Annotated in this window: 23 protein-coding genes; 7 read left to right on the top strand and 16 right to left on the bottom strand. The window is 38.4% G+C overall.

The features are described 5' to 3' along the window. Nucleotide 1: 1 nt before the first annotated feature. Nucleotides 2-790 (bottom strand): AAA family ATPase, encoded by a 789-nt coding sequence (locus EHQ70_RS02930; protein ID WP_135583447.1) that lies wholly within the window; start codon nucleotides 788-790, stop codon nucleotides 2-4. Between the two features lie 114 nt (nucleotides 791-904). Between EHQ70_RS02930 and EHQ70_RS02925 the strand changes: the two genes are divergently transcribed. Beyond that, nucleotides 905-2,812 carry a hypothetical protein gene (locus EHQ70_RS02925; protein ID WP_135583446.1) on the top strand — a complete coding sequence of 636 codons (1,908 nt, stop codon included), beginning with the start codon at nucleotides 905-907 and terminating at the stop codon, nucleotides 2,810-2,812. Further along, on the top strand, nucleotides 2,812-3,522 hold the full coding sequence (locus tag EHQ70_RS02920; protein ID WP_135583445.1) for a carbon-nitrogen hydrolase family protein: 711 nt from the start codon (nucleotides 2,812-2,814) through the stop codon (nucleotides 3,520-3,522). The genes EHQ70_RS02925 and EHQ70_RS02920 overlap by 1 nt, the downstream gene beginning before the upstream one ends. A gap of 76 nt (nucleotides 3,523-3,598) precedes the next feature. On the opposite strand, the gene EHQ70_RS02915 is transcribed toward EHQ70_RS02920, so the two are convergent. The 3 genes from EHQ70_RS02915 to EHQ70_RS02905 are packed head-to-tail and all read right to left on the bottom strand — an operon-like array spanning nucleotide 3,599 to nucleotide 6,846. Beyond that, complete coding sequence (locus EHQ70_RS02915) at nucleotides 3,599-4,159, bottom strand: lipoprotein signal peptidase (protein ID WP_135583444.1); 561 nt, start codon at nucleotides 4,157-4,159, stop codon at nucleotides 3,599-3,601. Between the two features lie 18 nt (nucleotides 4,160-4,177). Next, nucleotides 4,178-5,809 carry an ABC1 kinase family protein gene (locus EHQ70_RS02910; RefSeq protein WP_135583443.1) on the bottom strand — a complete coding sequence of 544 codons (1,632 nt, stop codon included), beginning with the start codon at nucleotides 5,807-5,809 and terminating at the stop codon, nucleotides 4,178-4,180. Next, on the bottom strand, nucleotides 5,806-6,846 hold the full coding sequence (locus EHQ70_RS02905) for a Gfo/Idh/MocA family protein (protein ID WP_135583442.1): 1,041 nt from the start codon (nucleotides 6,844-6,846) through the stop codon (nucleotides 5,806-5,808). Before EHQ70_RS02905 ends, EHQ70_RS02910 begins: the two co-directional genes overlap by 4 nt. 51 nt (nucleotides 6,847-6,897) lie before the next feature. Here EHQ70_RS02905 and EHQ70_RS02900 point away from each other — a divergent pair, with 51 nt between their 5' ends. From EHQ70_RS02900 to EHQ70_RS02890, 3 genes are read left to right on the top strand one after another with little or no spacing between them, the layout of a single operon-like run. Next, nucleotides 6,898-8,277, top strand: a complete 1,380-nt coding sequence (locus EHQ70_RS02900) for a UDP-N-acetylmuramoyl-tripeptide--D-alanyl-D-alanine ligase (protein WP_135583441.1) — start codon at nucleotides 6,898-6,900, stop codon at nucleotides 8,275-8,277. A gap of 30 nt (nucleotides 8,278-8,307) precedes the next feature. After that, nucleotides 8,308-8,805, top strand: a complete 498-nt coding sequence (gene purE, locus EHQ70_RS02895; RefSeq protein WP_135583440.1) for a 5-(carboxyamino)imidazole ribonucleotide mutase — start codon at nucleotides 8,308-8,310, stop codon at nucleotides 8,803-8,805. 11 nt (nucleotides 8,806-8,816) lie between these two features. Continuing rightward, complete coding sequence (locus EHQ70_RS02890; RefSeq protein ID WP_135583439.1) at nucleotides 8,817-9,917, top strand: 5-(carboxyamino)imidazole ribonucleotide synthase; 1,101 nt, start codon at nucleotides 8,817-8,819, stop codon at nucleotides 9,915-9,917. Here EHQ70_RS02890 and murC read toward each other — a convergent pair. The 7 genes from murC to rsmH are packed head-to-tail and all read right to left on the bottom strand — an operon-like array spanning nucleotide 9,912 to nucleotide 17,542. Next, complete coding sequence (murC, locus tag EHQ70_RS02885; protein ID WP_135583438.1) at nucleotides 9,912-11,339, bottom strand: UDP-N-acetylmuramate--L-alanine ligase; 1,428 nt, start codon at nucleotides 11,337-11,339, stop codon at nucleotides 9,912-9,914. The genes EHQ70_RS02890 and murC overlap by 6 nt on opposite strands. 12 nt (nucleotides 11,340-11,351) lie before the next feature. Beyond that, nucleotides 11,352-12,437 (bottom strand): UDP-N-acetylglucosamine--N-acetylmuramyl-(pentapeptide) pyrophosphoryl-undecaprenol N-acetylglucosamine transferase, encoded by a 1,086-nt coding sequence (locus EHQ70_RS02880; RefSeq protein ID WP_135583437.1) that lies wholly within the window; start codon nucleotides 12,435-12,437, stop codon nucleotides 11,352-11,354. Beyond that, nucleotides 12,434-13,582 carry an FtsW/RodA/SpoVE family cell cycle protein gene (locus EHQ70_RS02875; RefSeq protein ID WP_135583436.1) on the bottom strand — a complete coding sequence of 383 codons (1,149 nt, stop codon included), beginning with the start codon at nucleotides 13,580-13,582 and terminating at the stop codon, nucleotides 12,434-12,436. Before EHQ70_RS02875 ends, EHQ70_RS02880 begins: the two co-directional genes overlap by 4 nt. A 23-nt stretch (nucleotides 13,583-13,605) precedes the next feature. Then, nucleotides 13,606-14,718: a phospho-N-acetylmuramoyl-pentapeptide-transferase gene (gene mraY, locus EHQ70_RS02870; protein ID WP_135583435.1), complete on the bottom strand. Its 1,113-nt coding sequence runs from the start codon at nucleotides 14,716-14,718 to the stop codon at nucleotides 13,606-13,608. A gap of 18 nt (nucleotides 14,719-14,736) precedes the next feature. After that, nucleotides 14,737-16,257, bottom strand: a complete 1,521-nt coding sequence (locus EHQ70_RS02865) for a UDP-N-acetylmuramoyl-L-alanyl-D-glutamate--2,6-diaminopimelate ligase (protein WP_135583434.1) — start codon at nucleotides 16,255-16,257, stop codon at nucleotides 14,737-14,739. After that, entirely contained in the window at nucleotides 16,257-16,610 is a 354-nt protein-coding gene (locus EHQ70_RS02860) for a hypothetical protein (RefSeq protein WP_135583433.1), read from the bottom strand. Before EHQ70_RS02860 ends, EHQ70_RS02865 begins: the two co-directional genes overlap by 1 nt. Further along, nucleotides 16,598-17,542 (bottom strand): 16S rRNA (cytosine(1402)-N(4))-methyltransferase RsmH, encoded by a 945-nt coding sequence (rsmH, locus tag EHQ70_RS02855; protein ID WP_135583432.1) that lies wholly within the window; start codon nucleotides 17,540-17,542, stop codon nucleotides 16,598-16,600. Before rsmH ends, EHQ70_RS02860 begins: the two co-directional genes overlap by 13 nt. Nucleotides 17,543-17,614: 72 nt before the next feature. Here rsmH and EHQ70_RS02850 point away from each other — a divergent pair, with 72 nt between their 5' ends. Continuing rightward, entirely contained in the window at nucleotides 17,615-18,130 is a 516-nt protein-coding gene (locus EHQ70_RS02850; protein ID WP_135583431.1) for an HIT family protein, read from the top strand. 8 nt (nucleotides 18,131-18,138) lie between these two features. Here the strand turns inward: EHQ70_RS02850 and EHQ70_RS02845 are convergent, their stop codons facing one another. Further along, a complete protein-coding gene (locus EHQ70_RS02845; protein WP_135583430.1) occupies nucleotides 18,139-18,996 on the bottom strand; it encodes a CheR family methyltransferase in 858 nt (285 codons plus the stop codon). 71 nt (nucleotides 18,997-19,067) lie between these two features. Between EHQ70_RS02845 and EHQ70_RS02840 the strand changes: the two genes are divergently transcribed. Then, nucleotides 19,068-19,814, top strand: a complete 747-nt coding sequence (locus tag EHQ70_RS02840; protein WP_135583429.1) for a menaquinone biosynthetic enzyme MqnA/MqnD family protein — start codon at nucleotides 19,068-19,070, stop codon at nucleotides 19,812-19,814. Here EHQ70_RS02840 and EHQ70_RS02835 read toward each other — a convergent pair. The 4 genes from EHQ70_RS02835 to EHQ70_RS02820 form a co-directional block, all read right to left on the bottom strand. After that, nucleotides 19,811-20,455, bottom strand: a complete 645-nt coding sequence (locus EHQ70_RS02835; protein ID WP_135583428.1) for an LIC11874 family lipoprotein — start codon at nucleotides 20,453-20,455, stop codon at nucleotides 19,811-19,813. The genes EHQ70_RS02840 and EHQ70_RS02835 overlap by 4 nt on opposite strands. A gap of 38 nt (nucleotides 20,456-20,493) precedes the next feature. Beyond that, on the bottom strand, nucleotides 20,494-21,918 hold the full coding sequence (locus EHQ70_RS02830) for an ammonium transporter (protein ID WP_135583427.1): 1,425 nt from the start codon (nucleotides 21,916-21,918) through the stop codon (nucleotides 20,494-20,496). A gap of 9 nt (nucleotides 21,919-21,927) precedes the next feature. Next, nucleotides 21,928-23,748: a GAF domain-containing SpoIIE family protein phosphatase gene (locus EHQ70_RS02825; protein ID WP_135583426.1), complete on the bottom strand. Its 1,821-nt coding sequence runs from the start codon at nucleotides 23,746-23,748 to the stop codon at nucleotides 21,928-21,930. 171 nt (nucleotides 23,749-23,919) lie between these two features. Continuing rightward, nucleotides 23,920-24,927: a hypothetical protein gene (locus EHQ70_RS02820; protein ID WP_135583425.1), complete on the bottom strand. Its 1,008-nt coding sequence runs from the start codon at nucleotides 24,925-24,927 to the stop codon at nucleotides 23,920-23,922. Between the last annotated feature and the right edge of the window lie 38 nt (nucleotides 24,928-24,965).

Genomic DNA, 24,965 nt, shown 5'->3' with positions numbered 1-24,965 from the left:
ATTAGTTCAAATGGACTCGGTAGTCTTCTTCTGATTTGAATAAAGAACCTGCAAAAGGAATTTTGCTAGAATCCAAAGTTTCTCCTGAGACAAGTAATACTTGGATCCAATCTAGAAGTTCGCTTGTGGAAGGTTTTTTTCTTAGGCTTTCGATCCTTCGAATGGAATAAAACATTGCGAGCGCCTTTTCCATAAATTCGGTTTCGATGGATGGGTAATGGGCCTTGATGATTTCTTTCATGGCTTCCCTTTTGGGAAATTCAATGTAATGGAAGATACATCGTCTGAGGAATGCATCGGGAAGTTCTTTTTCATTATTTGAAGTGATGATGACGATGGGTCTTTCTTTAGCGATGATATGTTCTTTGGTTTCTGGAATGAAAAATTCCATTTTGTCTAATTCTAAAAGTAAGTCGTTTGGAAATTCGATATCCGCTTTATCAATTTCATCGATAAGAACTACCGCTTTGTCTTTTTGAGAAAAGGCTTCCCCGAGTGCCCCGAGACGGATGTAATTTTTCACATCTCTCACTCGGATCATGGCTTCTTCTTCTGGAAAACGGGAGTCATTTAGGCGAGAAACGGCATCGTAAAAATATAGCCCTTCTTTTGCCAAACTCGTAGATTTGATATGCCATCTGTAGAATGGAAGTTTTTTAGTTTCGGCAAGGAAACTCGCAAGTAGAGTTTTTCCTGTTCCAGGTTCCCCTTTGAGGAGGAGCGGTCGTTTTGTAATTTCCGCCACTTGGACCGCTTCTTTCAGATCTTCGGACAGGATGTAATCAGCCATGGTATTTTTCCCTTTTGCACTCCAATCTTTTCATAAAAACAGGGGAATCCACTAAAAATTGCTTTTTGTAAGAAATTGAATTCCCATATTGAGGAATTGGAACGATAGTAAATTATGGGCGAATTTGATAATACAAAACGGGCGATTGGCGTAGGGAAACTGGATGATTCTGCAAGAAAGGATATGTTCAATAAGTTTGTCAGTGCCGGCGGGGAGATCATAAAAGAAAAACAACCGCAAAAGGAAGAGGAAAAAAAGAACCGCCCAGAACCTAAGGTAAGGCAAAGTACGGTATCTCGTGGTACGAGCGACGAAGGTCGTTCGGGAAGCCGAGGTGGAAACCAAAACAAGTCGTCCGATTCCGGAAATTCCAAATCACAAGCAGAGTCAAAAGCCCAATACGAAAGAGAAATCAGCAGTTTCTCTGCAAGGTTTGCAGTCAAACTCAAGTGTTGGCTTGCTCGGGTCACTCCATTTGGATCCAGTGATCTCACTCCAAAGTTCATGCATGATTTTAGTATTCGTGCCAAACAAGCGTTAATCGAACTTCAGTATAGCGGTAATGAACTTTTAGCCAACCAACAATATTCACCACAACTCAGTAAAGCCTTAGATCGTATCAATCCTCTCCTTGTGGAACTTCTTGCTATGGGACAAAAATTATACAATGGCCCAGAATTAACAGACATTACAGATCCGATTATGGTAGCACCGGAATCCCCAGTTGCCATTGAACGAGTGAAAGGTCCTATTTATGCACTTTTTAAGAGGATGTACATCCTTTATCCTTACCAAGAAACTTTAAAAAAATCATTTGTACAAGCTTATGATGAATTACAAAAGTTAGAAGGTAAACCTTCTCTTATTTATGCGAATAAAAAAAGAAAGGTCACTCAAGAAATAGACACTCTTTTTGAAGGTTTTTTTGACAGACTTTATTTAGTGGTTTTACGTGCAGAAAACAAAAACATACCGCTGATTTCTCGTTATATGGAAAATCTTCTTGGGATCAATCCCGAAGACAGACCAGGACAAAGAAAGTCGGGTGAAAATGTTCCTGGTGGAAAACAAGTCGAAACAAAAGAAGATAAAAATGAGGATGGTTCTAAGGAAGAGGATAAAAAAGAAGAAGAAGTCACTCTTTCCAAAGAACAGGCTTATGGTCTACGTTTGATGCAGATGTATTCCATTCCGAAACTTCGTAAAAAATTTGATCCAAAAAATGAATTTGTTCATATCCCTGATTCGGACAAAGCCTTACTTGCCCTATTCTATTTTTATGAATTTGATGATGAATATTCTTTTGTTATGACTACCAAAAAAATAGATATCAAACCTGGTTCGGTAAACGGCGTTAAGGTGGACTACCGTCAAAAGATGTTGGATATTTATGAAGGAACACGAACCATCATTGACCAGTTCCGAATTTATAACGACATCATTCGAGAATTAGAAAAACATAAAGCAAATCCCGGAGCCAACTACATTGAGGCTTCTAAAAAATTAACTGGGATTGAACAAAAGCGCACTGGCCAATCTAGAACTGTCAGAATGGCTATTAAAGAATTCAGTTTAAAGTCTAGAGATTCCCTTCTTGTTCTCATCAAGGATATGAAAGGCAAAAAGGAAATCGTAGCCAACATGAATGATGTTTTGACCTTAGATTCAATGGAGTCACGCAAAAGACTTAATAAAAAGCCAGTAAAACAATGCATTATGGAGTCGTATTGTTATTTGATGGCTCTTTACGACCGCATTGAAACAGGAGATCTATTTGGTGGTCTCGTGGAACTCACACCGGAACAAATGAAAGCATCTTTTGGTGTAGAGTTGAATACAACTGCCGAAGCCAATGATTCTGAACTTGCCGATTTAGAAAAAGAAGCATTAGAACCTAAAAATATAAAAGCAGATGAAAATTCAGATAGTTTGGATTCTGCTGATTCATCTTCCAATGAAGAAAATGACAGTTCGGATGATCCTTTGGATGATGACATATTACCAACCGGGGATCCCTTTTAATGGCAGTCATCAAAATCGCAATTTATCAAAAGAACCTTCATAAACGTATTGGCGCAGAGGAAATTTCCAAAATCCAACAAACTAAGGCTCATTTTTTACTTTTACCAGAAGGTTTCCCTCATTTCTTTCAGGGGGAGACTCCTGAGATCGCATCCAAACACGAAAAAGAGTACCAAGACCAAATATTAGAAATTTCAGAAAATTTCCCAGGTGTCATTTTAGGTGGAAGCCATTACCGAAAAAATGAGGAAGGACAATTAGTATCTGCCCTTCCCATTGTCCAATCTCTAGTCCTTGTTGATTTTTATGAAAAAAAATCTCCATCCAATGTGAATGAACCTGGTGTGGTTAAAGGAAAAACGGAATCCATTTTTATTATGGGTGGATTACGGTTCGGATTGCTTGTTGGTGAAGACTTAGAAAACGAGTCCATTTGGGAAGAATTCAAAAAAGAAGATATCGAAATTGTATTTTATCTATCGAGTGCCGATGGAAAACGTTCTTATGAAGAAGATCTTACTTTCTTTGAAACATTGGCAAAACAAAAGTCTATTCATTTAATTCGTGTTTGTGGCCCAACGGAAGGAAAACCTGCAAGAAGTCTTTATGCCTCTCCTTCTGGAATCAATTGGAAAGTGGGAAAAATGGAAGAGGATAAAGACGTTTTAAAAACTTTGTCAGTAAATGTAATGAGAAGTTATTTATTATAAAAACTACTTAAGATCCAAATGTTTTATGTAAATGACATTCGATCTTAAGTGATTTTCTTTAAAATAGTTTTAGGCTTTATTTTTTATCTAATTCTTTCCAGTCCATAGTAAGTAGCAGAATCACAATTCCTATCGAAACACAAGAGTCTGCAACATTGAAGGCAGGCCAACGGTCAAAAAGTAAAAAATCAGGCCATTCAAAGTCTAAAAAATCCACGACTCCGATATACTCAATTCCTGGTTTTTCAGGTGTGAATCCAAAACGAAATCCAACCCCAGGGATCTTTACAAAAAACTTATCTAAGAAGTTACCAAAAGCTCCAGCCATCACAAAATTCCAACCCCAGGCATTTCCTAAATCAGCATTTTGCCAACGGTAAAAAATTAGAAAGATAATCGCAAACCCTGTCGCAAAAAGAGACGGAAGTGCATTGTTTTGAAAAAGGCCAAAAACAAATCCCGTGTTGAAAGTTAAAGACAATCTGAAAAAATCACCTAACACGGGTATACTTTCATGATATAACATTTTAGTAATGATGACGTATTTGGAAGTTAAATCCAAAAAGAGTCCAAAAGCTACAAAAGCAAGGTATCCTGGTTTAAAAACCGAAAAAAATGGAGTTTTAGGTAGATTCATAAATTAGAGGTGGTCCGTTTATTTTTGTTTCCAATAACTGAGACTTGATTTGGCTAAAGACCAAAAACTAAGTCCTGATAGTATATAAAATAATATGCTTGGTTCTTTCCAGAATTTTTCCGAATAATACATTCCGAAAAAGAAAAATATCGAACCGAGAGCGCCAAAGGTGAATATTTCTTTGAGTCTTAGTTCTTCTTTTCTGGAATCGGGAGTTTGGAACTCTCCACGGTTCCATTTGTATAAAAATTCGTTAAATTCCTTTGGTAGAGAAAAAAGACTGGTGATAAATTCTTCTCCTTCATCCTTCCAAAGTTTTTTCAATGCACTGCCCTTTAAAACAATCTGAGAAAATGGTTTTTCAGCATAATCAATCATAGAGCGAGTTGGATCCAAATAAGATGAATTTCCGAGTAACAAAGCGAGTACGCGGTGGAGACTTAAAAAATTCGGTGGGAGTTTTAGGCTAGAAAGAAGGCGTTTCAAACTGACTTGAATCTCTTTTAAAAAACGAAGGTCTTCTTGGGGTCGGAGCGTATCCAATCCAATGTTTCTAAAGTGGTCGGTGGAGTCTAAAATTCGATTCAATTTTTCAAGTGAGTATTTGACAATCTGAATGAGTTCTTCTTTGGACAAAGATTCCGTCACGGCTCCCAATGCGAATAAGGATTCCGTAATTAAGTGGTAGTCTTTTCGCATAGCACCGATTAGAATTTTTTCTAAAATCTGAGTTTCTTCTTCAGAGATGGATTGTACGGCGCCAAAATCAATAAAACAAAGTTCACCGGTTTCCATAAAAATTAAATTTCCAGGATGAGGATCTGCGTGAAAAAACCGGTAATCAAAGATCATTAAGATATAAGCGCGAATGAGTTTTTCTAAATTAGGATTCTTTTTTGTATGTGACTCGGAAACTCCTAATTCATATATTTTTTTCCCCTCTACAAACTCTGTGACTAAGGTGTGTTTGTTACAAAGTTCATCAACGGGAATGGGGAAAAAGAAATCCTTCTCAAGTGCGAATAATTGTTTGGTGTATTTTAAATTTTTTAGTTCGCTGCGGAGGTCGAGTTCGGAACGAATCATAACATTTAATTGTTCGTTTACTTCCTTTGCAGAAATTTTAAACACAAATCTATCGACTAACCAAAGAACGCGAGATATGGTTTTTAAATCCCGAATGGCATCTTCTTCAATCCCAGGATACAAAGTTTTGATGGCCACTTTTTTTTCGTTGTAATATCCAATATGAACTTGTGCGGTAGAGGCACTAGCATAAGAAGTTTTGTCTAAATCGGTAAAAATTTCTGACATGGATTTTTTGTAATCATGAATCCAACGTTTGTCGATATCTTCGAAATCTCGAGGTGGGATTTTGTCTTGTAAATCTTGAAGTTCCCATAAAAATTCTTCAGGTAGAATATGGAATAAATTGCTAACAAACTGACCAATTTTTATATAAACTCCACCTAACTGAAAGAATAGATTTTTTGTTTCTTTTCCTTTTCTAGTGAGAAATTTGATTCGGACTTTTTCATATTTTGTTTGAGAGGTAATTTTTTTTTTGATTTTACTTAAGAATAGATATTCAAACCAAGTTCGAATGACAAAAAAATAAATAGAAATAGACCTGTTTTGTTTTGGTTTCATCGTTTTCGCCTATAAATCGATTCTATCAAATTTAGAATTTCGATATTGTCTGATAAAGTTCCTTCCATAGTTTGTTTTTTACCTGTCACAACTTGGAAGATTTCTTCATAAATTCCTAAAAATGCATTGGAAATTTCTGGTTTTGGAAATTGTTTTGGGACGTAAGGAACCAAACTTCGAAACCCTTTGTACAATTTCGATTGTGTTGATTGGTAAAAAACAAATCCATCATTTGAACAAAATATCCTATGAGTATCCGTATGGAGATCCAGTTCAAATTGAAAGTAGTCTCGCCCACCAGAAACATCTAAAAAAACCTCAACTCCTGTTTTGGTTTCAAACCAAGCAACGGCTCTTGACTCAATACTTCCTTTTTTAGGAATTTCTAGTTTAGAATCTACTAATTTAGGTTTTCCTAAAATCCAGTGGATGAGATCCACTGCATGGGTTCCGTCGTGGAGGAGCGGACCTCCCCCTAATTTGGAAAAGGCAAGACCTGGATTTTTTGCCGAAGTGAAAACAGAAGCACGTATGGATTTTAGATTTCCAAAAGACCCCTTTGTTAGTTGGTCTTTGACATATTGGTAACTTGGATGGTACCTTCTTTCGTGGTTGATCCAAATGTTTGTTTTCTGTTTTTTGGCTGCCATTTGGATTCGTTTGGCTCCCGATTCTGATAAAGCCACTGGTTTTTCAATGAGTAAATGGGGAATTCCTGACTGAATGCAATGGATGGCCCAGTCTTCATGATAGGCGCTTGGGGTTGAAATCACCGCTAATTGTATGTCTTTAGGGAAAGAGGTATTTTTAGGATTAGAAGAAACCAACTCTGTTTTGGCATTCCACTGCTTTTGGAAAACTTCACATTGTTTTTCCTGAGTATCGAGTCCTAATGAAACATCGAATCTTTTTTTCCCCCAGTCTGATTGCAAAACCCCCATATGGGTGCAGGGTTTTTTTCGAAAAGGATCCGCTTCCAATCCGGAACAAATCCGTCCTAGACCGATCAGGATGGTTTTGATTTTGGATCTTTTCATTTATCTTTTTCTTCCAAATCTTTCTTTCTGAAAGAAACTGGCGTAGAAGCTATGATCGCACCATTTGAATATTCCCTGTCAACTATTCTAAGTTTGTTTTCTAAGGACTTACATTGGGAACGGAGTGAGAATCCAAGTTTTGATTGGATTACAACCTCCTCTGCCGAATCAAAACCAGGGTCTTTGTTTGTTCCTTTGCGAGGGACAAGAGATGGCCATGAATTTATTCCTGACGCTCTTTCGAAAGGTGCATCGGGTTTCCTTTGCGAAAAAAACCATCCTATTCTAAAAGGACTTTCTGGTTCCGACCGTAAAAAAGCCATCATCGTCCCCGACACTTTGGCAGCCCTTGGTGTCCTTGCGAACTATCATAGAAAAAGGTTCAATCCCATTCTACTGGCTGTAACAGGATCTTCCGGAAAAACGACTACAAAAGATTTGTTAGGTGGACTTTTTAATTTTTTAAGTTCAAAATCCTTGGTGGTTACGGAAAAAAACTACAATAATGAAATTGGTCTCCCTTTTACTCTTTTTCGGATCAAAGAAGAAACAAGAGTTGTGATTTGTGAACTTGGAATGAATCACCGAGGGGAAATTGCAAGGCTTTCCATGATTGCGGAACCCACTCATGCCCTAATCACAAATATTGGTTCTGCTCATATTGAAAATCTAAAATCAAGAGAAGCCATAGCTGAGGAAAAAATTGATATCATTAATGGAATGCCAAAATCATCCGTACTTTTTGTACCAGATGATTTGGAATTTCTAAACCGTGCAAAACTCCGCACCAAAAAACAAAATATACACCTAGTCGTTTGGAATCATAAAAAAAATCCAAATCTCAAAGTTAAAAAAATAGAAACAAACGGATTTTTATTAGAATGGAAAGGAAACAAAATCCAATGGAAACTTCCAGGTGAAAAACTCCTTAGTAATGTGCGTGGGATGTTTGCCGTTGGTATCCATTTTAAAATTGATACAATCCAAATCCTAAACACCATTCAAAAATACAAAAGCCCGGACAAACGATTGAATATCAATCGAGGGTATTATACCATCATTGACGATTGTTATAATGCCAATCCAGAGTCTATGTTATCCAGTATTGGTGCTGCCGATCAGTTTGCTCGCGAACAAAACATAGTTTGGATCCTTGGTTCCATGAAGGAACTTGGCAAATTTTCTAAATACTATCATGAACAAATAGGAAAGGAAATTTTTAATTTAAAAAAAGGAGTCTTACTTGGGTTTGGTGAAGAAACAAAACCTATGGTAAAAAAAGTTCCAGGAGCTCTGAATTTTACGGATGTAGAGGAACTTATTTCATACATTAAATCAAAAATTCCTAAAAAATCAGTTCTTCTGGTGAAAGGTTCTAGATCGATGAAAATGGAGAGAATTGTATCTGCCTTAGAAACATTTAAGGGTTGATGAAGAAATGGCTTTTCCTAAATTACACGTATGCCTACAAATCTACCAAAAGTAGCTGTCATTATGGGATCTCATTCCGATTGGGAAACCATGAAAGAAACCTGTGATATTTTGACAGAGTTTGGAATTCCATTTGAAAAAGAAATTGTTTCTGCACACCGCTCGCCAGAACGAATGGTAGAGTTTGCAAAATTGGCAAAACAAAATGGATTTGGTGTGATCATTGCTGGTGCCGGCGGGGCTGCCCACCTTCCAGGGATGACTGCTTCTTTAACCACTTTACCAGTCTTAGGTGTTCCGGTTCAATCAAAGGCTTTGAATGGAATGGATAGTCTTCTTTCCATTGTGCAAATGCCAAAGGGAGTTCCTGTTGCAACCCTTGCCATTGGAACGAGCGGTGCAGCAAATGCTGGTTTACTTGCGGTTCGTATTCTCTCTGTATGGGATGCTTCCTTACATGAAAAGTTAGAGTCCTATGCAATCAAAAATCGAAACCTGGCTCTTTCAAAAAATAGCGAACTCATCTAAAGAGAAAAAATATGAAAATTGGTGTTTTGGGATCTGGACAACTAGGCCAAATGATGTGTTTGGAAGCCCTTCCTCTGGGTTATGATTTTTATTGTTATTCTCCAGATAAAGAATCTCCGTCGGCAAAAGCTGGAGCTATCGCCACTGTGGCTTCTTATGAATCATTATCTGAAATCAAAGAATTTCTTTCTAAGGTGAATGTATTAAGTTTTGAATTTGAAAACATACCAAAGGCCACATTAGAATTTTTAGAATCTGAATCCAAACAGACTCCCATTTTTCCACCACCAAAGGCTCTCATCATTGCACAGGATAGATCTCTAGAAAAAACACATTTCCGAAAATTAGGATTTCGAACTGCCGATTTTTTCCACCTAACAAAAGATACTTCCAAATTTGAAATCGCTATTCCTTTCCCTTGGATCATCAAAACTCTTCGGTTTGGTTATGACGGAAAAGGCCAGGTAAAAATAAAAGATGAAGTTGCTTACAAAAGTTTTTTAGAAACTGCTTTTTCTAAAAAAGAAGAAGAATACCTAGTCGAAGAAGTTATATCTTTCCAGAAAGAAATTAGTATCATCCTAACGCGGTTTCAAAATGGAGAAATTGTTTGTTATGGTGCTGTGGAAAATGAACACAAAAATCATATTTTAGACCTTTCTATTTACCCTGCAAAAATTCCGACCGGACTCAATTTGGATGCAATTGAAATGGCTTCAAAACTCGCAGATTCTTTGGACTATGTGGGAACTTTGGGTGTGGAATTCTTTTTAAAAGACAATCATTTGTATCTAAATGAGTTTGCCCCAAGACCACACAATACAGGTCATTTCACTCAAGATTGTCAAAGTTTATCTCAGTTTAACTTACATGTTTCTGCTATCACTGGCAATCTTCCCCCAACAGATGTTAGGCCAAAACCAACTCTGATGAAAAATATTTTGGGAAATGAATTTGAAGAAAGTTTATTTATCGCTCGTTCTCTTCTCAAAGATGATAGATACCAATTACATCTTTATGGGAAAAAAGATGCGAAAATCGGAAGAAAGATGGGGCATATGAATTTTAGAGGAAGTTTAGAAGAAGTAAATCCTCTATTTCATGACTTATGATTTAGAGTTTTCTCTTAACAACTGAAGACCCCAGTCTCTTACATTCCCAGCACCTAAACAAAGTAATAGATCACCTTTTTTTAATTTGGATTTGATGGCTAGAAGATCTAAATCCATCTCTCCTTTTAAAAATTCAGTATGTTCCTTGTTTAAAAATGGTTGAAAAGACTCATGGGTGATTCCTGGAATTGGTCTTTCTCCTGCAGAATAAATAGGGAGAAGGAAAAGAACTTCAGCTTCCGCCAATGATCTTGCAAGGTCTTCAAGCAACAATTCTGTCCGAGTGTAACGATGCGGTTGGAAAAGTACAACAAGCCTGCCCTTGGAATTTAATTTATTTTTCAAAGAACGAATCACCATTTCTATCTCTGTAGGATGGTGACCATAATCATCCATCACGGTGATTTCCTTCCATTCTCCTAGGGTTTCTTGTCTCCGTTTTACGCCAATATAACGAGAAAGGATGTTTATCGAAACATCAGGAGACACTCCGGAAATATAAGCACCAACAAGAGCGACAAGGCCATTGGTAAGATAATGAACACCTGGGTAGGGTAAGTGGAGGGATAATGATTGGAATCCAGGGAAATGAAATTCTAATCGATCGTCATTCATTTGATAAATGATCGGAATGACCTTCTCCCCTAATTTTGTTTTTAAGTTTAGGAACCAATCCGATTTTGTATCTGCTAAATCTAAACATAGATAAAGTCTGAAGTTTGGATGGATGTTTGTATTTTTTGTTTTATGAAGGAGAACATCTCGAATTCCAGGGTCAGAGGCATAGAGCACAACATCACCTTCTCTCCCAAAACCCATATATTCAAAAAAAGCATCTTCCAATCGTTCTCTGGTTTTGTAATAATCCAGATGGTCATTGTCAATATTGGTAAGAAGACGAATTTGTGCTTTGTGTTTGAGGAAGGTACCATCCGATTCATCGGATTCATAAACAGCAAACTCCCCCTTTCCCATTTTCCCCCCTCGTTTTTCCAGAAGGCTTGTGTCTCCACCAATCATAATGGTTGGATCAAAACCCTGTTCGGAAAGGATTTGGGAAACCATAGTCGTTGTAGAAGTTTTACCATGGCTTCCTGCAACAGATATTGATTTCTGGTTAGAAACCAAAAGATGCATGAACTCGGATCTATGTTTGAGGTGAATATTTTTTTCTTTGATTTCATCAAACACTTGTTTGTGTTTGTCGTTAATAGCGGAACTATAGACCACCATATTCATTCCCTCTAAGGAAATTTGGGAAATGTCATTTTTTATGATAGCACCACGTTCTTCTAAAAACTTGGTTGTATCGGAATTTTTTTGATCATAACCGTAAACGGAAAGTTTTAGATCAAGAGCCATGTGAGCAAGACTTGACATCCCACTCCCACCTATTCCTAAAAATAAAATCGGACCTTTCATTGAAGAACCATTTCAGTTTTTATCGGTAAAAAAATAAGAAACAGTTTGGTAAGCTGCATTTACGTTGGAAAGAGATAGAGAAACATGGCCCATTTCCCGCAGAATTTCGGAATGATCCTTCCAGCCAAGTAGAATCTGGACAAGTCTTGTGGGGTCTTCCGATGTAGAGTGGATAGTCACTCCAGCACCTTGTGATTCAATATAATTTGCATTTTCTTTTTGGTGGTTGTCTGCTGCAAACGGATACGGAACTAGAATCATAGGGAGTCCAAACACCAGACATTCTGCGAGAACTCCCGCACCGGATCTTGCCACTACGATATTGGCCCATTCATAATTGGGTTTCATATCATTGGCATAAGAGATAATTTCCGCATTTCCAGAAGATTTACTTTTCGTTTCTTCATACAGGGAAGTTCCTGTGAGTAATCTAAATTTATATTTAGAAGCAATTTCCGGATTTTCCATTGTTTTTAAAATCATTTGATTGAGTTGTCTTGCGCCTTGTGAACCACCAAGTACAAGTACATTTACTGTATTCTTTTTGCCTTCGTGTAGGTTTTCGTTTTGGCGAATATTTAAGTGTTCAGGAATCACTCGTTTGCGAATAGGATTTCCTATTGTTTTTCCCTTGATCGCATAATCATTGCTTAAGGGAAAGCTGAAGGCAATTTTTTTGGAAAAACGAGAGAAGATACGAGTTATTTTTCCTGGAACACAATTTTGTTCACATAGGTACAATTGTTTACGAAATAGAATCGCATAAAGAATGGAAGGAAGACTTGAATACCCTCCCATTCCAATCACTGCCCTTACTTTTAACTTGTGAAAAAGGAGGATGGTTTTCAAAAAAGGAAAAAGGAATAAAAAAGGATAAACCAATGTTTTGAGACCTCCTAACTGAGGTACGTTATGCCAAAGAACTTGGCAAGGCGGATTCAAAAGATCGGGATTATCTTTATTGCGGACAAGTGAATGCAGATAAACCGCATCAAATCCAAAGGAGGATATTTTTTCTGCTAAAACTTCAGCAAGCGCTACACCCGGAGATATATGTCCACCGGTTCCCCCGGCTGCAATCAATACAGAACCACTCATAATACCAAATTCTCTTTACTCGTGATGTTGGCAAGAATTCCGAATAGGATAAAGATTGTGATGAGAGACGATCCCCCGTAACTTAAAAACGGAAGGGAGATTCCAGTTACGGGAACAATCCCTGTGATGACAAAAAGATTCAATATGGTTTGGAATCCAAATAGAATCAAAATTCCTGACCCGAGAAAGAACCCAAGTTTGTCTTTTGTACGGAGAAGTAAAAAGTAAATTCTAAGGAAGAGAAAAACTACGACAGATAAAAAAACAAAAAATCCTAAAAAACCGAAATCTTCCACAAAGGAAGCCATCACAAAGTCAGTGTGGCTATAAGCCAAATAACGATGCGCATAACCGGAGCCAACGGGACGACCAAAACTTCCCCCATCAAAAAAAGCACGAAAACTCGTCACAAGCTGATGCCCTTCATCAAATCGAAATTTATAAGGATCAAGCCAAATTTCCAAACGTTTTTTTCGATATCCCACTTGGGTGACAAGAACGACAAGTAGTGGCAATACAGAAGCACCTAAGATAAAGAGCCGTTTCATAGGAAAACCAGCAAGTAACACAAAGAAAAATAAAACAAGAAGGAGTTCGATCGTGGTACCAAACGCAGGTTCAATCACAATTAAAACTAAGGTGGCAAGAATCAAAAGAACAGAGACAATTTTTTTCCGATCCCATTTTACTTTTTTGAAATCAAAATTATAGAAAAAATAAGAAGAAAAAAGCAAAATACTGATTTTGGAAAATTCAGAAGGTTGGATTTGAATCCCACCAATTTGAATCCAACGATTGAAACTCCTTCCATAACTGGTTCCTACTGACTTCCCAAGACCAGGGATAAAAACAGAAATGAGAAGTAACAAACTAAGAACAGAAAATACAAAAGACCATCTAACTAAAAATTGATATGGAACCTGGCTAAAAACCAAAAAACTAAAGATCCCAATGACTCCCCATAACAATTGTTTGTTTAGGTAATAATTGGAATCAGAAAATTCCCTTTCGGCGGGAATGACCGAGGCGCTGTACATCACCACAACACCCATTCCAAAAAGGAAAAAAATTCCATACAGAACCGGCCCATCAAACCTCGAAGTTCCAAATCGAAAGAGGTTTTGAATCGACCTATAGATTTCCATACTTTCGATTGAACCTTGGTCGACTATTGGATCTTTAGTGTAGACAAAGTGATGATGGCAAGGATGATCCCAATGATCCAAAAACGAATCACTACCTTTTCTTCCGACCAACCTGACAATTCAAAATGGTGGTGTAAGGGAGCCATTTTAAAAATTCGTTTTCCCGTGAGTTTGAAAGATCCCACTTGTAAAATCACACTCACTGCCTCTGCGACAAAAATACCGCCAAGGATCACAAGAAGGATTTCTTTTTTTAACATAATGGCAACAAGACCTAAGGTAGAACCAAGAAACAAAGAACCAGTATCTCCCATAAAAACTTGCGCGGGATGACAATTGAACCATAAAAATCCAAGCAAAGCACCAGAGAGTCCCGCAAGAAAAACTGCATATTCATGAGAACCTGGTAGATAAGGAATGTGCAAATAGTTTGCCGCTGATGGCGTTCCTGATACATAAGAAATCAATGCAAAGGTCGCCGTTGCAATCACAACCGTTCCGGAGGCCAGTCCATCCAGTCCATCGGTAAGATTAACCGCGTGCGAACTACCAATCAAAACAATGATAGCAAAAGGAACTGCCAAAAGCCCTAAATTCCAAACGGGTCCTTTCACGAAGGGTAAAAACAAATCGGTAATTGTGAAGACTACACCTTTGGTCGCCACTGAGTTTGATTTACCAGTAAAGTAAAAATACAGAGTGGTGATGGAAACAGCAAAGAAGATAGTCACAAGAAATTTGGTTCTTGCTCGCATTCCCCCTTTGATTTTTTTTACAGATTTCATATAATCATCAGTAAATCCAAGACCAGCAAATAAAATGGCAGAAATCAAAAGTAACAAAACATTTAAGTTTGAAAGGTTTCCCCATAACAAGGTAGAGACGGTAAGAGAAAGGATCATAATGAGTCCACCCATCGTTGGAGTTCCCGATTTTGCTGCGTGAGACTGGGGGCCATCATTGCGAACAGATTCTCGAAATTTTAGGGAAAGAAGAAAGGCAATCAAAGTTTTCCCAAATAGAAAGGTGATGAACATAGAGGTAAGTCCCGCCATCATGGCTCGGAGGGTTACATAACTAAAAACTCGTAAAAAACCGTAATCGTTTCCGAACGATTCATAAATCCACTGGAACATTCTATTTCCCCTATCGACCTAAAGTCCTAAATTTTGAAATGCATTCTCTATTTCTTCGAAATCTACAAATTTTGTTTTTTCTTTTCCTAGAATTTGGTAGGTTTCGTGACCTTTCCCCGCCACCACCAAAATCCCATCTCGTTCTAAAAGACCGACAGCCCTTTGGATGGCAACCCTTCGGTCCGTGATTTTTTCATACCTTTTAAAACCACGAGAGAAACCAGATTCAATTTCATCCAAAATGGATTCTGGATTTTCGGTTCTTGGATTATCAGAAGTGAGAATCACAAAATCTGCCAATTTTTCTGCAATCTTTGCCATTAGCGGTCGTTTGGTGCGATCTCTATCCCCACCACATCCAAAAAGACAAATGAGTTGTTTCGGAGCAATTTCCACACAACTCTTTAAGATATTTTCTAAGGCATCTGGGGTATGAGCGTAATCCACAACAGCAATCCGTGATTTGTCGGGATAGGGAACCACATGGAATCTACCAGGAACAGTGGGAATATTTTCTAAACAAGAGATTACTTCTTCCCATGGAAACCCAAGTTCATATGCAATCGCTAGAGCAAAGGAAGTATTGAATACATTGAAATTTCCAAGGAGATTTGTTTTGATAGATCGAACTTCTACAAATGGTAAATTTTTTGCTTTTTTGTGAAATCGGTATTCACTCTGTAATAAAGAAAGTTTGGTATTCGAAAAATTGAACTCACCTGCCTTTCCAAAAATATAAATGGGAGATTTTAACTTTGCCTTCTCGATCCGTGCGATCATTTCGGATCCAAAAGGAACATCCCCCGCCACAAGACCGAATTTGTTTTTTACTGATGATTGTTCTAAGAGTTGAAAAATTTTAAATTTACTCTCAAAATAATCATCCATATTAGAATGAAAATCTAAATGATCTTGTGTAAGATTGGTAAATCCAGCGCAGGTAATTTCTAAACCGGCAACTCGCCCAAGTTTGAGCCCATGGCTACTCATTTCCATAAACACATATTCGATCCCTTCTTCTAACATTTGTTTGAGGAGAAGGTTGAGAGATGAGGCATCCGGAGTTGTATATCCCGATTCTAAAACACGATCCATAATTTGGATTTGTACGGTTCCGATCAGAGCCGCATTTTTTCCAACTTTTCTTGCTAGGTGGAAAAGGATAAAGGTTAAAGAAGTTTTTCCGTTTGTACCAGTGATGGCGATTATTTTTAATTTTTTGGCTGGGTTTCCGGCAAGAAGACAAGCAAGTTTACCATGTGCTTCTCCGACCGTATCTTCTGTTTCCAGGATCACTGGAAATTTTTCCAATCCTTTTAATTTCAAATGGCGTTTTGATACGAGGACTACCTTTATACCGCTTTCTAGTGCCATCGATAAAAAGGATTCTTGTCTTTCTGTTGTGTCTTCCGGTAATACAAAGATATCGTTCGGTTTTAGTTTCCGGCTATCTCCCCAGATATAATTCACTTCAATAGAGTTATCCCCTTTGATGAGTTTTACTTCGGGGATTCGTTTGATAAGTTCGGATAGTTTCATTATTTTTCTTTGGTCCCGAGGTCTGGGATTGGTGGAAGTTCAATCGTCACAGTTCGGTTTCCTAAACTGATAGGTAAAAATTGATAGGTTCTACGATATAGGGTCTCAATTCGTTCTGCGGAAGTGTATGCTACGATCCCAATTTTGAGTTCATCGTTTTTTCGTTTTAACTCTTCTTTTGTAGAAGTTCTTTCATGGATTTGTCTTGTTAGTTTTGCTTTTGTAAGTCCTTGCCAAACGATGGAATAAAAAAATAATAAAAACGGAAGTAAAACCACCAAAGGTTTTAGCGGAGAAAGAAAATCCAAAACCAAATCTGGAATCTTCCTTAACTTTCCTTTCATCGTTCCCATCTCTTATTCAATATCGGTTCTATTCTTTGAATGCCCCGTAATTTTGCAGATCGAGAGGCTCGGTTTTCTCTAATTTCTATGTCCGTAGGTAAAATAGGTTTTTTGGTTAAAATTTCGAAGGGATGGTTTGCCTTTAGATCCCGAAAGGTCCACTTCACAATTCGGTCCTCCAAGGAATGAAAGGAAATACAAGCGAGTACTCCACCAATTTTTAAACAATCTGTGATAGTCCTGATTCCCTTTTCTGCATGTAACAACTCTTCGTTGACCTCGATCCGAAGGGCTTGGAATATCCTTGTGGCAGGATGGGTTTCTTTGGGCCAAAACTTTCTAGGGATCGATGACTCCACAAGTTTTACCAGATCCGTATTAGTTTCGAATTTTTTTTTATGCCTCGACTGTACAATGTTATTTGCAATTTTTAAGGCCCAACGTTCCTCTCCATATTCCCAAAATACTTTTTTCAGATGAAGGACTGTGCTATAATTGACTACATCGGCTGCAGTTTTTCTGCCCACTTCTGGTTCGAGCCTCATGTCCAAAGGTTCTTCATTTTTAAAGGTAAACCCGCGACCAGAATGTAAAAAATGAAAAAGAGAAACTCCTAAATCCACAAGCGCTCCATCAAGACCTGGACAACTCACAGAATCCAAAAGATCTTGATCCACTTCTGAAAAGTTCATTTGAAAAGAATGGACTCGATCGAGGGAACCAATGACGGATAAAATTTCTTTTTTGGCTCGTTCCAACATCACAGAATCACGATCAATCAATATGAGATTGGCATTCGGGAAAGTTTGTAAAATGAGTTTGGAATGCCCACCTTCACCGGCTGTACCATCAAGGAACCATTTGGGTTCGGGGCTTTCCGTTTTTTGGAGTAAATCAATGACTTCTTTTGGAAGTACGGGGATATGAGGCGATTCTGACACTATTACTTTCTTACTGTATATCTGTCAAAATCCTTGCAATCCTTTAATCCTTTGGGGAGATTGAAAGTATCAATGAGCTCCTATGAAGAACACTCCCATAGAAAAAACCTCTTCAGTATAGGGAAATTGGGATATGCCAAAGGGGACAGACCCAATGTGGACTGCATTCTTTGTGGGGTACGTGATAAAAACGAAATCGTTCCCAATCTGACCATTGCAGAAACAGAACTTTCAATTGTTTCGGTCAATCTTTTCCCTTACAATCCAGGCCATATCATTATCTTTCCCAAACGTCATATCATCCACTACCTGGAGTTAACAGAAGACGAAGCTCTGGACATCCATAAACTCACTCAAAAAGCGATGAGGATTCTGGAAAAACAATGGCGGGTGCAAGGTTTTAATATTGGTTACAATCTAGGGAAAAATAGCGGGGGTTCTATTCCTCATATCCACGAACACATAGTCCCTAGGTTTCCCAATGAGGCAGGGTTTTTAGATGTAATTTCCAATACAAGAATTGTGATCTATGAACCTTACCAAATGTGGGATGACCTAAAAAAACATTGGGCAGAAGACTTGAGTTAGAGTTTAGATCAGTCTTTCTTCTGGTAGATGGTATGTCCCAAAAACTTAAAACTATCTGAGATTCCAAACATAGTTTCTGAATGTCCCAAAATCAAATACCCTTTTGGTTTCAAACTGACTTCAAAGTTTTGGAATAAAGTTTTTTGTGTTGGTTTGTCAAAATAAATCACCACGTTCCTACAAAAGATTAAATCCAATTTTTCGGTAATGGGAAAAGGAAAGTGTAAAAGATTAATTTGTCTAAAATCGATGAGTGCTTTCAAATGCGGTTTTGCTTCGTAAAACACATGGTCTTTGTCTGTTGTTTTGATGAAATGTTTAGATTTCATAGTATCTGAAACTGGTTCCAACCTTTCATCTCGATACAGACCTTTTTTGGCTGTAGCAATCACCTGCGTATCGATGTCTGAGGCATAAATTTTACAATTCCAACCTGGTTTAGAATTAAAGTATTCGTAAACCGTAATGGCAATGGAATAAGGTTCTTCACCCGTAGATGAGGCAGAACACCAAATCCTAAGAGTTTTGGGACCACCTGCCGCCGCCGCTTGTTCTAAAGCAGGGAAATACTGTGTTTTTAAAAATTCAAAATGATGGTTTTCGCGAAAAAAATCTGTTTTATTCGTTGTTATGCGATTGATGAGTTCTTGCATTTCATCCGTTGCAAACTTTGGGTCTAGTTTTAGTTTGGCAACATAGTTCTCAAAACTAACAATTCCCAAAGTGCGAAGTCGTGCATTGAGTCTGGACTGTACCATGATTTTTTTATGCGGTGCTAAAAAAATACCAGCTTGTTTGTACACTAAATTTTTAATGAATTCAAATTCGGCATCACCGATTGTGTTTAAAGATGTTCGAAAGTCCAAGTTGCCCTCGTAAGTGATTCGACACTCTTTTTCGGTTCTGACAAGTTGTTTTTTATAAGGGATAATAGATAATGAAAATAGGCATCGTAAAACACCTGAATGCCCGCCCCCTAACCCTCTATTTTGAGCGAACCTCCGGATATATCCCAGTGTACGATAACCCAAGCGTACTCATCGAACTCCTAAAAAAAGGAGAATTGGATTGTGCCCTTGTATCTTCCATAGAATGCGAAAGAAATCGTGATACTTTGGACTACACGACTGTGGTGGGGGTTTGTGCCAGAGATGTGGTTCGATCCGTTCTTTTCTTTCGCCATGAATCGGAACCAGGGTTACCCAAAGTTGTCTATACTGACAAAGGTTCCCGTTCGAGTGTGGCCCTTCTCCAATGCCTACTCTTTCGGGAATTTGGAAAGTTAGTAGAAGTGGTTCCTACCCCTGCTTCTGAAATCTCAGAAATGATGAAAGAGGGAAAAGGTTCTCATCTTTTGTTTGGCGACCACGCACTTTTACAAACACCAGTTCCTGGATACCAGGTTGTGGACCTTGCGGAATGGTGGAATCGTTCTACGGGGCTTTATTTTAGTTTTGCTTTTTGGGCCTTTCCCAAAGGAAAAGTTTGGGATGACAGACTTTTTTTAACTGCCTTGGAATATGGATTAAAAGAACTCGATTTGATCATTAAAGATGAAAAGAGACTTCCCATTGCCATAACAGATAGGTATCTCAAACAAGAGTTACACTACATTCCGGAACAAAAAAATTTGGATGGGTTTGCTCTTTTTATTAAAACAGCAAAGGAATTAAAACTCGTTTAGAAAAACCGAAGTTTGTATTCCCAGGTTTTAGATTCTGGATTTTCCAAGGTTTCTTGGAGGGGAATTTGGTAAGTTAAATTCCCAAGTCCAATGAATCCTCTGTTGGAACTACATTCGGAATCCTTAGGAAATAGAACTTTAAATTGAATTCTTCCTTCCTTAAGAAGTCTAGAAGTTTCAGAAATGATCTTTTTTTCGCCCGCACCAGATTCCGTAATCGCACTGTCTGTTAGGTTCGGAAAATCTCTTTTTACGATCAGTGTCCTCGGTTTGGACTTAATCGAAAAAGTTCCCACAAGCACTCCTTCCAGATGCAATGGATCCTCAAAATCTAGTTTATAAGAAACCTTTCCTTTTCGTTTAAAATACATATCAGTAGTTTCTGATTTTTCTAATTCACGGAAAGTGAAGTCTCTCACCTGAAGATTGTTATTCGATTTTTTTTTGATAGAAGTGATGATTTCTTCTTTGGAAGTCGGTAGGAATTTGATGAGTGAGTCGTTGGAATCCTTTTTTAGCGGAACAGTATAGGCAATTTCCACTGTCCCCGAACTTTGTTTTCGAAAAAGAATGGTCTCTTCGTATTCAAAACAACCAAAGAAAAATAAAAGAATGAGTGTAAAAGGAAGGAAACGAAACACATCCTAGGCTTCCCATGTGGAAAGCCTAGGGTCAAGGACTATTTGGAAACAGGATAAGCTTCGTTTCCGTGTTCTAAAATATCGAGTCCTAACAACTCTTCTTCTTCCGAAACTCGAAGTCCCATAGTCTTTTTGATTACATAAAACATAAGGAAACTCGTTGGAAAGGCCCATAGGAAGGCAACCACTACACCGATGGCCTGGGCTGCGAATTGGGCAAAACCAGCACCGACAAAAAGTCCAGTATCCAGACTAAAAAGCCCTACCGCCAGTGTTCCCCAAGCCCCACAAACTCCGTGAACCGAAACAGCACCCACTGGGTCATCGATTTTGATTTTATCCAAAAAAAGAACAGAGATGATGACGAGTATTCCGGCAATTGCTCCAATAATCACAGCACCAGTGATACTCACGACATCACAAGGCGCAGTGATGGCCACAAGACCGGCAAGTCCCCCGTTAAGCGTTAGACCGATCTCTGGTTTTTTAAACAGAAGCCATGTGAGGATCATTGCAGAAATGGCTCCGGCACAAGCAGACATATGGGTTACGACCGCAATGCGAGCAAAACTTCCTCCTTCAATGGAAGTTGTGGAACCCGGGTTAAACCCAAACCAACCAAACCAGAGAATGAACACACCCAATGCTGCCATCGACATATTGTGACCTAAGATAGGATACACCCGACCATCGGTTTGGAATTTTCCCATACGAGGTCCCACAACAATGGCTCCAGCAAGACCTGCCCAAGCACCAACACTATGTACGACTGTTGAGCCAGCAAAGTCATGGAACCCAACTCCTTCGCCACCACCAAGTCCTAGGGTTTCTAAAAATCCAGTAGAGATTCCAAGGAGGCTTCCCCAAGCAAACGATCCGAAGATAGGATAAATAAACGCAGTAATGATAATGGAAAAAACCAAATAAGCAGAGAACTTAGTTCGTTCAGCCATTGCCCCTGATACGATGGTGGCAGCAGTTGCCGCAAAAACAATTTGGAAAATAAAGAAAGTATATTTAGCAGGATCCATACTTCCATCTTCTGCATTGATCAGAGTTTCTGCAAAGGCAGGAACACCTACACCAAACCCAGTAAGGATTTGTGGACCAAACATAATGGAAAATCCAATCACCCAATAAGCAATGGCTCCGACAGTTAAGTCAGAGAAGTTCTTCATTAAAATGTTCACTGCATTTTTGGCTCTTGTGAATCCAGCCTCCACGTAAGCAAAACCTGCTTGCATGAAAAAAACAAGAAAGGCTGCAATACAGGTCCAAACCCAATTTGCTTCCTGTTTGGTGGTTTCCAGTGCAAGTTTGGTTTCCTCTAAGGAAACTTTGATACTTGCCATTTCTTTTGCCAATGTTTCTAAACTTTCTTTGTTGCCTTCAGTCTCTTCTGCTCCCAAAGAGGAAACAATCAGAAGGACTGTTAAACTAAATAATATACCAAATCGTTTCATAAATTTTCCTTAACTTGCTTTCTGCGAATGTGATTCTAACCTTAAAAGAGAAGTTTTTAACTCCATACTTTGCGGTGTGTTTTTTACGCCTTGTTGCAATACTTTGATTGCTTTTGGTTTCGCATTTTCTTTCAAATAACACTGTGCAAGTAAGATACTTGCTTTAGCAAAACTATGGTCACTGGAAAGTGCCATCTTTAAAGCTCGTTTTGCTTCAGAAATCATCCCAGCTTTGTAATACGCTCGACCCATCATAAAATGAGATGCAGCAGTATTATCACCGGATGTTCGTAGATATTCTTCTAAATACCGAATGGATTCTTTGTATTTTCCGTCCCGGTAATACATTTTCCCTAAAAACACTAAAATTTCTTTGAGTGAAGAATCAATGCTGAAGGCTTTGAGGGCTTGTGCATAAGCCTCTTCCATCTTCATTTTGGAATTTGATTGTTTCGCAAGTTGTATGTAATGCGAAGCTTCTGGAATGGAATCTCCACAATAGAGGAAAAGAAAACTCAAATCGTCCCCATTCGGAACATCACCTTGGTAAGCACGAAATCGAGTTACAAAGGCAGCTGACAATTTTTTCAAATCAACTTTCCCACGACCTTCCATAACAAGTTTTTCTCTTTCGTCTTGTAACCATGTGAGAATTCGATCCACTCCCACTTCATCTTTCATATGATTTCTTTGTTCACTAAACCCATCTGAAATTAAGAGGAGAAAATCTCCCGGTTCTAGTTTGCCTTGTTTTTCTTCATAATCAATCTTCCTAACAGGAAGAATTCCGAGAGGTACACCTTTTGTATCGTACTGGATGAAAGTATCATCAGCAGCTTTGTAATGTAACATTCGTTGGTGGCCTGCATTCACATAACCAAAAGTATAATCACTAAAAATACGAACCATAAAGGCAGTAAAATATGTAGACTCTGGTAATTGTTCCCTAAGGTTTTCACCAAGTTCCTCCATGATTTCTGTTAGTCCAAGCCCCGCCATTACAGATCTACGAAATTGGTGATGGATGGCCATGGTAACTAAGGCCGCTGGAATTCCATGTCCCGACACATCGATGTTAATTGCTGTTAACGAATGTCCTTGTCTAACGATATCCACTAGATCGCCGCTGACTTCTGCCATTGGTTCATAGTGACTCGCAAAATAGATTCCGTTCCATGCACTCAGGTCTTGGGGAAGGATTTGACTTTGGACATTTCGACCCATTTTCAAATCCCATTCTAATTGGTTAAGAACGGCTGCCTCTCTAGCTCTTGCGGTAACAAGACCTTCAATCAGTCGAACTCCATATAAAGCAAGGGCTAACTGTGATGTTAAGGCTTCGAGAATTTCTAAATCATCAGTAATGTAAAAATTTTCCCGTTCACTTTCAACAGCGAGTGTTCCCAGAATTTCTTCTTTTTGCATGATGGGGACACACATTACTGATTTGGTAGTTTCTCCCTCATCAAAGAAGTGAGCCGATCGAGTGAGATCGTTCACAAGAATTGGTTCTCTCGTTTCAAAAACGGAACCAGAATATCCTTCTCCCATAACTAAATTTCTGCGAGGAGGTTCTGTTTCTTTGACAAACTTAACGGGAACGAGAAACTCTCCGTCCCAAAGTCGGAGCGTAGTGTTGTCCGACTCAAAAATTTCCTGACAGATCAGGATGACTTTGGAAAAGAGTTGGTCTTCTCTATCTAAATTTGCAAATTCTTTGGAAATGTAGAGAAGGATCGCAATTTTATCTTTATCTGTTAATCCTCCCACGACTTTGTTTTGTCCGCGGAAGTTGACGAGCATTCGTTTGGAAACTTTGAAATCAACCATATAGGATACCTTTCTGATTTAGATGCAAGTATCGTACCGACGATGCATCTCGCCTAAAGAAGTCAGAATATCATATATTTCTCTACATTTTGTCCTAAAGTTCAGCGAATGAGACAGGAGCCAATTATGGAAATCATCCAATTTGCCTAAATATTAAGCAAATGGTGTTCTTCATTGGAACTGGATTTGGATTTGTGCTGCTGCGCGAGTCTCGGCCCCGTCTCGTTCTGGTACACTTAAACCCGATCTCTGGATGGAAACCGAATACAGATACCCTTCACCTAATTCTTTGGGAAAAATGGAACCTGCAATTCCCAAAGACCCTGTATAAAATCCTCTTAAACTAGAATCTGCTCGAAACTCTCTACCAATTCCTGTTAAAAATTGGAAGGATTCTATTTTGCCTATCACTAAACTAACGTTACCTGCATACATCGTTCGTATTGGATAGGAAAATGAATTATTCGCTCCATTCAATGAGAGATGGGACTTTTCAAAAAAGGTACGATTCCCTTCGACTTGTAAATCAATGAGTTCCGTAATTTTATAACCGACACCTACTAACAAACGTTCAGGGAGTCGTTCCTTTAAATTTTCCGATCCTAAATATTTATCAAACCTGTAACTTCCTGGTGATTCTAATATTACACCGAATCGAAAATCTCCATATTGAATTGCTGTGGACGCAGAAACGTTCCATGAATAAGAACTATAACCTCCAAGCCTTCCTGAAACTCCTGGGCCAAGGTTGAGTGCAAAAGATAAATGTTCGTTCCATTTCCAACTGACAAATCCTTGAAATGCATAATTAGAAAACCTTTCAACGGCAGGAAAGGAACGTAAAAAAATCGGTTTCCCGCGAAATCCAAAACCTAAAGAGTCCGAATAAGAAAAATACAAGGCACCGGTAAGATACAACGGAGATATTTTCGGATTCGCATAACTTGCATTTACTCCTGCATCTAATAAATGTTTTGATTGGTTTGTAAGAAAGGCAGTGTTTCCGTAAAGACTCCCCATCGGATTTTGTGTCACCACTCCCGTAGAAGATAGTCCAAGTAAATAAGCGGAAGGATAGGCTGATTCATACCCAGAAATTTGAGCCGAGAGACTTCCCGAAACACTGATAGAAAGAGAAAGACCGAAAACCAGGAAGTAGCTTTTTCTTTTGAAAATCATTTACTGCCATTACTCCAAAGATTTATTGGAAAGAAAAG

It is taken from the genome of Leptospira congkakensis (assembly GCF_004770265.1).
Classification (GTDB): Bacteria; Spirochaetota; Leptospiria; order Leptospirales; family Leptospiraceae; genus Leptospira_A; species Leptospira_A congkakensis.
Note: the sequence above shows the minus strand (reverse complement) of the source record. Positions and strands in the feature narration are given on the sequence as shown.

Excerpts from the sequence above, each read along its gene's own strand:
- EHQ70_RS02840 (WP_135583429.1), top strand. The coding sequence starts at position 19,068 with ATGAAAATAGGCATCGTAAAACACCTGAATGCCCGCCCCCTAACCCTC.
- EHQ70_RS02865 (WP_135583434.1), bottom strand. The coding sequence starts at position 16,257 with ATGAAACTATCCGAACTTATCAAACGAATCCCCGAAGTAAAACTCATC.
- EHQ70_RS02875 (WP_135583436.1), bottom strand. The coding sequence starts at position 13,582 with ATGGAAATCTATAGGTCGATTCAAAACCTCTTTCGATTTGGAACTTCG.
- EHQ70_RS02820 (WP_135583425.1), bottom strand. The coding sequence starts at position 24,927 with ATGATTTTCAAAAGAAAAAGCTACTTCCTGGTTTTCGGTCTTTCTCTT.
- EHQ70_RS02910 (WP_135583443.1), bottom strand. The coding sequence starts at position 5,809 with ATGAAACCAAAACAAAACAGGTCTATTTCTATTTATTTTTTTGTCATT.
- EHQ70_RS02830 (WP_135583427.1), bottom strand. The coding sequence starts at position 21,918 with ATGAAACGATTTGGTATATTATTTAGTTTAACAGTCCTTCTGATTGTT.
- mraY (WP_135583435.1), bottom strand. The coding sequence starts at position 14,718 with ATGTTCCAGTGGATTTATGAATCGTTCGGAAACGATTACGGTTTTTTA.
- EHQ70_RS02915 (WP_135583444.1), bottom strand. The coding sequence starts at position 4,159 with ATGAATCTACCTAAAACTCCATTTTTTTCGGTTTTTAAACCAGGATAC.
- EHQ70_RS02850 (WP_135583431.1), top strand. The coding sequence starts at position 17,615 with ATGAGCTCCTATGAAGAACACTCCCATAGAAAAAACCTCTTCAGTATA.
- EHQ70_RS02925 (WP_135583446.1), top strand. The coding sequence starts at position 905 with ATGGGCGAATTTGATAATACAAAACGGGCGATTGGCGTAGGGAAACTG.
- EHQ70_RS02890 (WP_135583439.1), top strand. The coding sequence starts at position 8,817 with ATGAAAATTGGTGTTTTGGGATCTGGACAACTAGGCCAAATGATGTGT.
- EHQ70_RS02880 (WP_135583437.1), bottom strand. The coding sequence starts at position 12,437 with ATGAGTGGTTCTGTATTGATTGCAGCCGGGGGAACCGGTGGACATATA.
- EHQ70_RS02900 (WP_135583441.1), top strand. The coding sequence starts at position 6,898 with ATGATCGCACCATTTGAATATTCCCTGTCAACTATTCTAAGTTTGTTT.
- EHQ70_RS02920 (WP_135583445.1), top strand. The coding sequence starts at position 2,812 with ATGGCAGTCATCAAAATCGCAATTTATCAAAAGAACCTTCATAAACGT.
- EHQ70_RS02860 (WP_135583433.1), bottom strand. The coding sequence starts at position 16,610 with ATGGGAACGATGAAAGGAAAGTTAAGGAAGATTCCAGATTTGGTTTTG.
- EHQ70_RS02825 (WP_135583426.1), bottom strand. The coding sequence starts at position 23,748 with ATGGTTGATTTCAAAGTTTCCAAACGAATGCTCGTCAACTTCCGCGGA.
- EHQ70_RS02930 (WP_135583447.1), bottom strand. The coding sequence starts at position 790 with ATGGCTGATTACATCCTGTCCGAAGATCTGAAAGAAGCGGTCCAAGTG.
- purE (WP_135583440.1), top strand. The coding sequence starts at position 8,308 with ATGCCTACAAATCTACCAAAAGTAGCTGTCATTATGGGATCTCATTCC.
- murC (WP_135583438.1), bottom strand. The coding sequence starts at position 11,339 with ATGAAAGGTCCGATTTTATTTTTAGGAATAGGTGGGAGTGGGATGTCA.
- EHQ70_RS02905 (WP_135583442.1), bottom strand. The coding sequence starts at position 6,846 with ATGAAAAGATCCAAAATCAAAACCATCCTGATCGGTCTAGGACGGATT.